Source organism: Paracoccus sp. NBH48 (assembly GCF_015390265.1).
Taxonomy (GTDB): domain Bacteria; phylum Pseudomonadota; class Alphaproteobacteria; order Rhodobacterales; family Rhodobacteraceae; genus Paracoccus; species Paracoccus marcusii.
The window spans coordinates 514984-526239 of sequence record NZ_VUOJ01000004.1 but is presented as its reverse complement, the minus strand read 5'-3'; the positions used below and the strand labels follow the sequence as shown (position 1 = coordinate 526239).

Below are 11256 nucleotides of genomic sequence, written 5' to 3'. Positions count from 1 at the left end.
GGAAAGACGGCAGAAAAATATGATTATAGATTGTTAACAATTCGTGGTAACAATAGGGCGACTCAGGAACACGGAGACGCCAATGAAGCTGGTCGTGATCAACCCCAACTCCACCGCATCGATGACCGACAAGATCCTGGCATCGGCCCGCGCGGTGGCCGCCCCCGGCACTGATGTCGAGGGCCGTACCGCCCATGGCGCCCCCGCCAGCATCGAGGGCCATTTCGACGAGGTGATGTCCGCCGCCCACCTGCTGCGCGAGGTGCAGCAGGCCCAGGCCGAGGGCGCCGACGCCATCGTGGTCGCCTGTTTCGACGATCCCGCCATCGGCGCCTGCCGCGAGGTCGCGACCGGCCCCGTGCTGGGCATCTGCGAGGCGGGCATCAAGGCCGCCAGCATGATCGCCACGTCGTTCTCCATCGTCACCACCCTGCCCCGCTCCGTCCCGGTGATCGAGGAATTGGTGCGCAAGTACGGCCTTGACCACCAGTGCCGTCGCGTCCGGTCGGCGGAAATTCCGGTGCTGGCCCTGGAAGAGCCCGGATCGAATGCACGGCAGCTGGTTCGTGCCGAAATCCTGCGCGCCATCGAGGAGGACCGCTGCGAAGCCGTCGTTCTGGGATGCGCCGGCATGTCCGACCTGACCGAATGGCTGAGCCACGAGACGGGGATTCCCGTCATCGACGGCGTGACCGTCGCCACCAAGTTCGCCGAGGCGCTGGTCGGCGCCGGGCTGCTGACCTCAAGATCGGGGCCTATGCGCACCCGATCCAAAAATAAGAAATCCGCCATCTCCATACAGGGAGTATCCCCATGACCCATACCGGAACGATCGCCGATCACGCCCCACATGCCCTGGACGACAAAAGACCGGGCGAGGAGAGCCTTGCCCCGCAGACCACCCGCATCATGGACCCCTGGTCCTACCTGTTCGCCTGGCTGGGCGGCTGCGTCAGCATCGGCACCTTCACCGTCGGATCGGGGCTGGTGGGCACGCTGAACCTGATCCAGACCGTCGTGGCCATCGCCATCGGCTGCACGGTCATCGGCCTTGCGCTGATGATCAACGGGCGCGCGGGCCACAAGTACGGCATCCCCTTCATGGTGCAGGCCCGGTCGTCCTTCGGCTTTGCCGGGACGCGGCTGCCCGCGCTGGTGCGATCGGTCCCGGCGATCGTCTGGTACGGCTTTCAAAGCTGGATCGGCGCCGGCGCCCTGAACCTGGTCTCCGAAACGATGTTCGGCTACTCCAACATCTGGGTGTTCTTCATAGGCTTCCAGTTCCTGCAGATCGCCCTGTCGGTGCTGGGTTTCCACGGCATCAAGTGGCTGGAGAACATCGGCGCCGTGTTCATCATCGGCGCGCTGATCTACATGTTCTTCAGCGTGATCGGGCAGTACGGCGACCAGATCAGCACCAACCTGATCCAGGCCGAAGGCACCTGGGGCGCGCCGTTCTGGGGGGCCACGATGCTGTTCCTGGGCGTCTATTCCACGATGATGCTGAACGTGTCGGACTATTCGCGCGAATTGCAGCACCGCGTGGGATCGGTGCGGCAGGTGGTGATCTATGCCAACTCGATCCTGCCCGCGACGCTGTTCATGGGGATGATCGGCCTGATGGTGTCCTCGGCCACGGGAGAGGTCGACCCGATCAAGGTCTTCTCCAGCGCGGTGGACAACCCGATCCTGCTGGTGGTGACGCTGTTGTTCATCGCCTTTGCGCAGGTGACGACCAACATCCTGAACAACGTGGTGCCGCCCGCCTATGCGATGATGGACGTGTTCAAGCTGTCGTTCAAATCGGCCGCCGTCATCGTGGGCCTTCTGGCCTTCGCGACCTTCCCCTGGCTGCTAGTGCGCGACGAATCCGCGGCGGGGCTGGGCCTGTTCATCCAGACCTACAGCGCCTTCCTGGGGCCGATCTTCGCGATCCTGGTGGTCGACTATTACGTGATCCGCCGCCAGACCCTGAACCTTGACCACCATTACGATGCCGACGGCCCCTATCGCGGCTGGAACCCGGCGGCGGTCATCGCGACCGTGGTGGGCGTGATCGTCGCGCTGATCTTTTCGGGCATCAGCTGGTATGCCAGCCTGATCCCGGCGGGGGTCACCTATTGGCTGCTGATGCAGTACCTGCCATCGGCACAGCGCTTCCGCGCCTGACAGGAAAAAGGCCCCCGGTGACGGGGGCCTTTCGCATCATGCGGGCACGACCGGCACCGCGTGCCAGATGTCGCGCATGTATCCCCGGATCGTCCGGTCGGACGAGAAGAACCCCGACCGCGCGATGTTCAGGGCCGCCATCCGGTCCCAGGCCGCATGGTCGGCATAGGCCCGGTCCACCGCCCGCTGCGTCGCGAAATAGCTGTCGAAATCGGACGCCACAAGGAACGGGTCGTCGTTCCAGGTCCGGTCCAGCAGCGTGTAATAGCTGTCGGCCCGGCCGAACTGACCTTCGGCGATCAGCTGCAGGGCGATCTTCATGTCCTCGGACGCTTCGATCGCGGCGCGGGCATGGCCGGGGCGGGCCTTTTCCGCCGCGGCCTCCTCGGCGGTCAGGCCGAACAGGAAGAAGTTCTCGGGGCCCACATGCTCGCGGATCTCGACATTGGCGCCGTCCAGCGTGCCGATGGTCAGCGCGCCGTTCATGGTGAACTTCATGTTGCCGGTGCCGGACGCCTCCTTGCCCGCGGTGCTGATCTGTTCGGACAGATCGGCGGCGGGGATCAGGTCTTCGGCCATCGAGACATTGTAGTTCGGGGGATAGGCGATCTGCAGGTATTTTGCCGTGACCGGGTCGTTGTTGATCTTGGCGGCCACGTCGTTGATCAGGTGGATCACCGACTTCGCCAGCCAGTATCCCGGCGCCGCCTTGCCGCCGAAGATCTTGACTCGGGGCGTCCAGTCACCGTTCGGGCTGTCATGGATGCGCTTCCACAGGGCGATCGCCTCCAGCACGTTCAGCAGCTGGCGCTTGTATTCGTGGATGCGCTTGATCTGGACGTCGAAGATCGCGTCCGGGTCGGCCTTGACGCCCAGCCCTGCCAGCAACCCGTCGGACAGGGCAACCTTGTTGGCGCGCTTTGCGCCCCGCAGATGTTCCAGGAAGGTCGCGTCGCCGGCATGGGTCTCAAGTCCCGCCAGCTGGTCCAGGTCCTTGGTCCAGCCGGTGCCGATGGTGTCGTCCAGAAGCCGCGTCAGCGCCGGGTTCGACATGCGCAGCCAGCGGCGCGGCGTCACGCCGTTGGTCTGGTTCACGATCCGGTCGGGATGCAGCTTGTGCAGGTCGGCAAAGACCGTGTCCTTGACCAGATCGGTGTGCAGCGCGGACACGCCGTTCACGCGGCCCGCCATGATGAAGGCCAGCTCTCCCATGTGGACCTGGTCGCCATGCACGATGCCGATATGGGCGGGGCGGTTGGTGGTCTTGCGGTGATCCTCGTCGATCATCTGGATGATCTGCATGTGCCGGGGAAGCACGCGACCCATCAGCCAGGTGGACCACCGCTCCAACGCCTCGGGCAGCAGGGTGTGGTTGGTATAGTTCAGCGTCCGCCGCGCCAGGTCCTGCGCGCGGTCGAAGGCCAGGCCGTGCACGTCCATCAGCAGGCGGATCAGTTCGGGCCCGGCGATGGCGGGGTGGGTGTCGTTCAGCTGGATCGCGACCTTGTCTGGCAGGATCTCCAGGTCGCCATGTTCGGCCAGGAACCGCGCCAGGATGTCCTGCAACGCGGCAGATGTCAGGAAATATTCCTGCTTCAGGCGCAGTTCCTTGCCTGACTCCGTGGTGTCGTCGGATAAAGAACGCGCGACAGCGTGCGGGCCAGCGCCTCGGGTTCGGCCGCGGCCGTGTGATCGCCCGCGTTGAAGCGCTTGAGGTCCAGCAGCGTCGTCGGATGCGCCCCCCACAGCCGCAGCGTGTTGGCCCAGTCCCCGCCCCAGCCGATGACCGGCGTGTCATAGGCACGCGCCACGACGCTTTCGCCCGGATGCCAGACGGCATGGCCGTCGACCGTGTCGACATGGCCCTTGAACCCGATCTCGTAGCTGTAGTTGATGCGCACGAATTCCCACGGATGCGGCTGGTTCAGCCAATCCTCGGGGGTCTCGACCTGCTGGCCGCCCTCGAAGCGCTGGCGGAACAGGCCGTGCTCATAGCGGATGCCATAGCCGAAGGCCGGGCAGGACAGCGACGACAGCGATTCCATGAAACACGCCGCCAGACGCCCCAACCCGCCGTTGCCCAGGGCCGCGTCGGGTTCGTCGTCCAGGATCACCTGCTCGTCCAGACCCAGCAGGGTCAGCGCCTCGCCCATGGCGGGCTCCAGGTTCAGGTTGATGATCGCATCGCCCAGGATGCGGCCGATCAGGAATTCCATCGACAGGTAATAGACCCGCTTGGCGCCCTGGTCGCGGGCGGCACGGATGGCGCCGACCCAGGGGCCGACCATCAGGTCGCGCACCGTATAGCTGACGGCAAGGCGCCAATCGAAAACGGTTGCGAATTCCGGGCCGCGGCCCTGGGTGTGGGTCAGGTGATGCAGGATCTGATCGCGCAGATCCTGTGCCGACAGGGATTGGGTCACATTCCGCCTCTTGCGCAGGGAAAAATCAGGACAACCAGACGCGGCCATAGGGTGGCAATGCCAGCATGTCGTCATGCAGCGTCACCGTCGCGTCCGACAGAATGTCGCGCATGTCCGTCACGCCTTGAAAGCGCAACCAGTCGCCGCTGACCTGTTGCCAGCTTTCCGTGAAGTTGAAAAGACACAGAATGCCGCCCTGGGGCGCGCGGCGTGCGAATGCCAGCAGCGCGGCGTTGCCGCAGTCCAGAATTTCGGTCAGATGCCCGCCATGCAGGCGGTCGCAGGACCGGCGCGCGGCCAGGATGGCGCGGGTGCCGTGCAGGACGCGGCCCTCGGGCGTGGCGGGGTCGGCGCTTGCGCGGGCGGCGCGGTCCCAGTCCATGGCGGGGCGGTTGATCCAGCGGCTGTCATGCGCATGCTCGGGCACGTCCAGATAGCCGTGGTCGTTCACCATCGCCAGTTCGTCCCCCATGTAGATCAGGGGGATGCCGCCAAAGGACGCGATCAGCGCATGGCCCAGCAGGATCCGGTCCACGGCCCGGTCGACCACCAGCGGATCGCCCGCGGCCAGACCGGCCTCCAGCCCAGCCAGTGCGGCAAAGCTGCCGGCAATGCGCTTGTCGCCGGTCTCGGGGTTCTCCTGGAACAGCACGCCGCGGGCGAAGCTGCCCGGATAGCTGCCGTCATAGAAATCCGACAGGAAGGCGCGATGCGCCGCCCCCGACAGGCCCAGGGCGCCCGCATCCTCATCCGTGATCGCCCATCCGATGTCGTCATGACAGCGGATGTATGTTGCATAGGTCGCGTTCGTCAGCACGGGCGGAAAATGCGTGCGCAGCACATGCGTCATCAGCCGCGTGTCGCGCGTGGCCAAGGCCGACCAGTACTGGACCATCAGGCTGTTGTGATAGCACAGGTTCCCCTCGCGCCCGTCATGTTCGCCGCGCCCGAAATAGGTCAGCATCTCGGCCGGGCCGACGATGGCCTCCTCCAGATGGATCACCGCGCTGGCCGCGATCCGGGTACAGGCGCGCAAAGCGCGCAGGATCAGGTGGACTTCGGGCTGGGACTGGCAGGTGGTGCCCATGCGCTTCCACATGAAGGCTACCGCGTCCAGGCGCAGCACGTCGACGCCCTTGTTGGCCAGGTTCAGCATGATCCGCACAATCTCCAGGAACACCCGCGGATTGGCCCAGTTCAGGTCCCATTGATGGGCGTTGAACGTGGTCCAGACCCATTTGCCGAATTCGGGGTGATGGGTGAAGCTGCCCGGCGCGGTCTCGGGAAATATCTCGATCAGCGACGCCTCATAGGCGCGGGGCAGCGTGTCGTCGTCGAACATCAGGTACATGTCCTGGTATTCCGGATCGCCCGCCGCCGCGCGCCGCGCCCATTCGTGTTCCTGCGCGGTGTGGTTCAGCACCAGATCCACACACAGCGACATGCACCGTTCGCGCAGGCTGCTCGCCAGTCGCGTCAGGTCGGCCATGCGCCCGAAGGCCGGGTCGATCTGGCGATAGTCCATCACCGAATAGCCGCCATCGCTGTCGCCCGGCCGCGGCATCAGGCAGGGCATCAGGTGGACATAGCTGATGCCCAGATCGCGCAGGTAATCCAGCCGGCCATGCACCCCGGACAGCGTCCCCGCAAAGCGGTCGATGTAGAAGACATAGCCCGCCATGCCAGACCGCTGGAACCAGTCGGGCTCCAGGTCGCGCATCAGGTCCAGGCGCTTCAGGTCGGCGGGACGCGCGGCCCAGCCCTCGCGCAGCGCGGCCTCCAGCTCGGCGCAGAAGGCGTCGTAATCGGGGCGATCGCCGTACAGGCGTTCCAGCATGGGCCACAGGTCGGGCGCGCTGCGCGCGAGGCGCATGTCGAAGATCGAGGGGGCTTGGGTCATGATACGCTCGGGGTGGTCAGCACGAAGGCCGCGACGCTGTCGGCGGCGATGGGTTCAAGGTCATGGGCGGGCAGGTCGGTGTCGTCGTCCCGCGCGCTGTCCAGGCGGCGGCGCCAGCGGCCCTCGGGCGCGTCGGGCAGGCGGACCTGCGCCTCGGGGCCGTTGTTGAAGACCAGGAAGACCGCTCCCGGCAGGGCCGCATAGGCGGGCGTGCCGGATGCCATGCGCATCTCTGCCGCCAGCAGGCGGCGGTCGGGGTCGTTCCAGTCGTCGGGCGTCATCGGCGCGCCGTCGGCCCGGCGCCAGAACAGGTCGGGTAGACCGTCCTGTTCGCGCGGCTGGCTGTGCAGGAAACGCTTCTGCCGCAGGATCGGATGCGCGCGCCGGAACGCGATGACGCGGCGCACGAAGTCAAGGAAGGCCGGGTCCGCGCCGTCCCAATCGACCCAGCCCGTCGGGTTGTCCTGGGCATAGGCGTTGTTGTTGCCGCCCTGGCTGTTTCCCAGCTCGTCGCCGGCCAGCAGCATGGGCGTGCCTTGGGACAGCATCAGCGTGGCGATCAGGTTGCGGCGGCGGCGGTCGCGCGCGGCGGTGATCGCGGGATCGTCGGTCGGGCCTTCGACGCCCATGTTGTCGGACAGGTTGTGGTTGTGGCCGTCGCGGTTCTCCTCGCCGTTGGCCTCGTTGTGCTTGTCGTTGAAGCTGACCGTGTCCATCAGCGTGAAGCCGTCATGGGCGGCCACGAAATTCACCGAACTGGTCGCGGGGCGACCGTCATGGTCGAACCGCGCGGCCGATCCCGCGACCCGCTTGGCCAGCTTGCCGATCAGGCCCGGATCGCCCCGCCAGAACCCGCGGATCTGATCGCGATAGCGGTCGTTCCATTCCGCGAAGGGCGCCGGATAGGCGCCCAGCTGGTATCCGCCCGGCCCGATGTCCCAAGGTTCTGCGATCAGCTTGACGCGGTTCAGGACCGGGTCCTGGCGGATGGCGCGAAACAGCGGCGCGTCGCGGTCGAACACGCCGCGCGTGCGCCCCAGCACGGATGCCAGGTCGAAGCGGAACCCGTCCACATGCATCACCTCGACCCAGTATCGCAGCGAATCCATGACCAGCCGCAGCGTGAAGGGGCTGTCCAGGTTCAGCACGTTGCCGGTGCCCGCCTCGTTCACATAGAACCGCCGATCCTCGGCCAAGCGGTAATAGGACGCGTTGTCCAGCCCGCGGAACGACAGGGTCGGGCCCAGTTCGTTGCCTTCGGCCGTGTGGTTGTAGACCACGTCCAGGATCACCTCGATCCCGGCCTTGTGGAACCGTGCGACCATCTGCTGGAATTCGGCGATGTCGCCCGTCAGCATGTAGCGCGGTTCCGGCGCGAAGAACCCATAGGACATGTAGCCCCAGAAATTCGTCAGCTTCCTGTCGGTCAGAAAGCGGTCGTCGGCAAAGGCATGGACGGGCAGCAGCTCGATCGCGGTGACGCCAAGCCGCGTCAGGTGATCCAGCACGGGTTCGGACGCCATCGCCAGATAGCTGCCGCGATGCCCGATATCGGTGCGCCCCGCGGTCAGTCCCTTGACATGCGCCTCATAGATCACCGTTTCGGACAGGGGCCGGTGCAGGGCACGGTCGTCGCCCCAGGCGAAGCTGGGGTCCACGACCACCGACTTCGGCATGTGCTGCGCGCTGTCGCGGCGGTCGAATGACAGGTCGGCATCGTGATGCCCGACCCGGTATCCCATCAGCGCGTCATGTGCGGCGGGCCGTCCCGTCAGCCGCTTGGCATAGGGGTCGATCAACAGCTTGCGCGCGTTGAAGCGATGCCCTTCGTGGGGGCGATAGGGGCCGTGCATCCGAAAGCCGTATTTCTGGCCGGGGCGCAGCCCCTCGACATGGCCGTGCCAGACATGGCCCTCGCGTTCTGGCAGATCGACCCGCGTCTCTCGGTTGCGTTCGTCGAACAGGCACAGCACGGCGCGTTCGGCATGCTGAGAGAACACCGCAAAGTTCACCCCCGCGCCGTCGAAGGTCGCACCCAGGGGCGTGGGGCGCCCTGCGGTCATCGCGATGGTCTGGGTCATGACGGACGGGTCAGCCTTGCATAAAGATCGGCATAGGCACGGGCCGACTGCCCCCACCCGACGGGATGGGCCATGGCGTTGGCCTGCATCCGGGACCAGGTATCCCGGTCCGCGTAAAGGGTCGCCAACCGCATCAGCGCCCCGCGCAGCGCCACCGCCGTGACGGGCGCGAACTGGATGCCCGTGGCGACGCCGCGCGCCAGCCCCGCGGGCGAGGCGTTGATGACCGTGTCTGCCAGCCCGCCGGTCAGCGCGACGACCGGGATGGTGCCATAGCGCAGTCCGTACATCTGCGTCAGCCCGCAGGGTTCGAACCGCGACGGCACCAGGATCGCGTCCCCCCCGGCGATCAGCCGATGAGAGAACGCCTCGTCATAGCCGATGCGCACGGCCACGTTGGGGTCCGCCGCCGCCTGCCGGAACGCCTGTTCCAGGCCCGGATCGCCCGACCCCAGGACCGCCAGCTGACCGCCCGCCGCCATCAGCGCGGGCAGCGTCTCCAGCACCAGGTCCAGTCCTTTCTGATGGGTCATCCGCGACACGATCACGCAAAGCGGCCCCTCCGCCTGCGGCAGGCCCAGCTCCGCCTGCAACGCGGCCTTGGCGGCGGCCTTGCCCGCCGGGTTGGCGAAAGGAACGATGGCCGGGTCGGTCGCCGGGTCCCAGGCCTGTTCGTCGATGCCGTTCAGGATGCCGGTCAGGGCGGCCTGCCGGTGGCGCATGACCCCGTCCAGCCCCATGCCGAATTCGGGCGTCATCAATTCGTCCGCATAGCTGGGCGACACGGTGGTCAGCGCGTCCGCGCCCATCAGCCCGGCCTTCAGCGCCGAGATGCCGCCCCAGAATTCGTACCCCTCGCTGTAGAACCGCGCGGGGTCCAGGCGCAGCGAATGCAGCCGCCCCGGATCGGTCGACCCGGTAAAGGCGATGTTGTGGATGGTCAGCACCGTCCGCACATCGGCCCCGCCCATGCGCGGCAGGTATTCGGTCATGAAACCCGCCTGCCAGTCGTGACCGTGCAGCACCTGGGGGCCCCATCCGGCCGCGCCATGGGCCGCGACATGCGCGCCCACCCAGGACAGCGCGGCAAAGCGTTCCGGGTTATCCGGCCAGTCGCGCCCGTCGGGGCCCAGATAGGGGTTGCCGGGACGGCCATACAGATGGGGTGCGTCGATCACCAGCAGGTCCAGCCCCGCGCCCCGCCCCTGCAGCAGGACCGCGGGCCCGCCGAACAGGTCGTCGAAGGCATGGACGGCCTCGGCTTCCTGCAGCGCGGCCATCACCGCCGGATAGCCGGGGACCAGGCTGCGCATGTGGACGCCCACGCCCGCCAGGGCGGCGGGCAGCGCGCCCGCGACGTCGGCAAGCCCCCCGGTCTTGACCAGGGGGGCGATCTCGGAGGCGACCGACAGCACCCGCATCACAGGGATGCCGCCCGCCGGTCCAGCATGTCCTGGGTGATCAGGGTCACGCCGCCCTCGCTGACGCGGAACCAGCGGGCATCGGCATCGGGGTCCTCTCCGACGATCAAGCCCTCGGGGATGACCACGCGGCTGTCGATCACGACGTTGCGCAGCCGGGCATGGCGGTTCACCGTCACGTAGGGCAGCACCACCGCGTGATCCAGGACCGCATAGCTGTTCGTGTGCACCTCGGTGAACAGCAGCGAATTGCGCACCTCGGTCCCCGAGATGATGCAGCCCCCGGACACCATCGACGACACGGCAAGGCCGCGGCGGTCGGTTTCGTCATGGATGAACTTGGCGGGCGGCACGCTTTCGGAATAGGTCCAGATCGGCCAGTCGCGGTCCCACAGGTTCAGGTCCGGGGTAAAGTCGGTCAGCGCGATGTTGGCCTGCCAGAAGGCGTCGACCGTGCCCACGTCCTTCCAATAGGCCGGCGCATGCGCCTCGCGCACGCAGGACGTGTCGAACCGATGCGCCATCGCCTTGCCGTTCTTGACGATGTCGGGGATCAGGTCGGTGCCGAAATCGTGGCTGGAATTGGGGTCCTGCGCATCGCGCAGCAGCAGGTCGCGCAGGAAGGCCCAGTTGAAGACATAGATGCCCATCGACGCCAGCGCCTTGTCCGGCTCGCCCGGCATGGCGGGCGGATCGGCGGGCTTCTCCAGGAAGGACACGATCCGGCCCGTGGCGTCCACGTCCATCACGCCAAAGGCCGTGGCCTCCATCCGGGGCACGGTCAGGCAGCCCACGGTGACGTCCGCGCCGCTTTCGACATGCTCGCGCAGCATGATCTCGTAGTCCATCTTGTAGATGTGGTCGCCCGCCAGGATGACGATGTAATCGACGTCGTAATCGTCCACGATGTCGATGTTCTGGGTCACCGCATCGGCCGTGCCGCGGTACCAGTGATCCTCGGACGTGCGCTGGCTGGCGGGCAGGATGTCCAGGAACTCGTTGCGTTCGGCCCGAAAGAAGTTCCAGCCGCGCTGGCAATGCCGGATCAGGCTGTGGGCCTTGTACTGCGTGGCGATGGCGATCTTGCGGATGCCGGAATTCATCGCGTTCGACAGGGCAAAGTCGATGATGCGGGTCTTGCCGCCGAAATAGACGGCGGGCTTGACGCGCCGGTCGGTCAGCTCCTTCAGGCGACTGCCCCGGCCCCCCGCCAGCACGAATGCCATCGCCCGGCGCGTCAGCCGTTGCGTTTCCACCATGGT

6 protein-coding genes and 1 pseudogene are annotated in these 11256 nt (G+C 66.6%); 2 read left to right on the top strand and 5 right to left on the bottom strand.

Going from position 1 to position 11256, the window contains the following annotated elements:
- Positions 1-82: 82 nt before the first annotated feature.
- Both F1642_RS09425 and F1642_RS09420 read left to right on the top strand, forming a co-directional pair.
- Positions 83-817, top strand: coding sequence for an aspartate/glutamate racemase family protein (locus F1642_RS09425; RefSeq protein ID WP_194886090.1), 735 nt, complete (start codon positions 83-85; stop codon positions 815-817).
- Positions 814-2169: an NCS1 family transporter gene (locus F1642_RS09420; protein ID WP_045981559.1), complete on the top strand. Its 1356-nt coding sequence runs from the start codon at positions 814-816 to the stop codon at positions 2167-2169. Before F1642_RS09425 ends, F1642_RS09420 begins: the two co-directional genes overlap by 4 nt.
- Positions 2170-2205: 36 nt before the next feature.
- Here F1642_RS09420 and F1642_RS09415 read toward each other — a convergent pair.
- The 5 genes and pseudogenes from F1642_RS09415 to glgC all read right to left on the bottom strand — a co-directional run bounded on the left by F1642_RS09415 (position 2206) and on the right by glgC (position 11253).
- Positions 2206-4640 (bottom strand): annotated as a pseudogene (locus F1642_RS09415) (glycogen/starch/alpha-glucan phosphorylase).
- Positions 4618-6492: an amylosucrase gene (locus F1642_RS09410; RefSeq protein ID WP_194886089.1), complete on the bottom strand. Its 1875-nt coding sequence runs from the start codon at positions 6490-6492 to the stop codon at positions 4618-4620. The pseudogene F1642_RS09415 and the gene F1642_RS09410 overlap by 23 nt, the downstream one beginning before the upstream one ends.
- Positions 6489-8573 carry a glycogen debranching protein GlgX gene (glgX, locus tag F1642_RS09405; RefSeq protein WP_194886088.1) on the bottom strand — a complete coding sequence of 695 codons (2085 nt, stop codon included), beginning with the start codon at positions 8571-8573 and terminating at the stop codon, positions 6489-6491. The genes F1642_RS09410 and glgX overlap by 4 nt, the downstream gene beginning before the upstream one ends.
- On the bottom strand, positions 8570-9997 hold the full coding sequence (gene glgA / locus F1642_RS09400) for a glycogen synthase GlgA (RefSeq protein WP_194886087.1): 1428 nt from the start codon (positions 9995-9997) through the stop codon (positions 8570-8572). The genes glgX and glgA overlap by 4 nt, the downstream gene beginning before the upstream one ends.
- Positions 9994-11253, bottom strand: coding sequence for a glucose-1-phosphate adenylyltransferase (gene glgC / locus F1642_RS09395; RefSeq protein WP_045981564.1), 1260 nt, complete (start codon positions 11251-11253; stop codon positions 9994-9996). The genes glgA and glgC overlap by 4 nt, the downstream gene beginning before the upstream one ends.
- Positions 11254-11256: the final 3 nt, after the last annotated feature.

Bases quoted from the DNA above. Each gene is read 5' to 3' on its own strand.
- F1642_RS09420 (WP_045981559.1), top strand. From the start codon at position 814: ATGACCCATACCGGAACGATCGCCGATCACGCCCCACATGCCCTGGAC.
- glgX (WP_194886088.1), bottom strand. From the start codon at position 8,573: ATGACCCAGACCATCGCGATGACCGCAGGGCGCCCCACGCCCCTGGGT.
- glgC (WP_045981564.1), bottom strand. From the start codon at position 11,253: ATGGTGGAAACGCAACGGCTGACGCGCCGGGCGATGGCATTCGTGCTG.
- F1642_RS09425 (WP_194886090.1), top strand. From the start codon at position 83: ATGAAGCTGGTCGTGATCAACCCCAACTCCACCGCATCGATGACCGAC.
- F1642_RS09410 (WP_194886089.1), bottom strand. From the start codon at position 6,492: ATGACCCAAGCCCCCTCGATCTTCGACATGCGCCTCGCGCGCAGCGCG.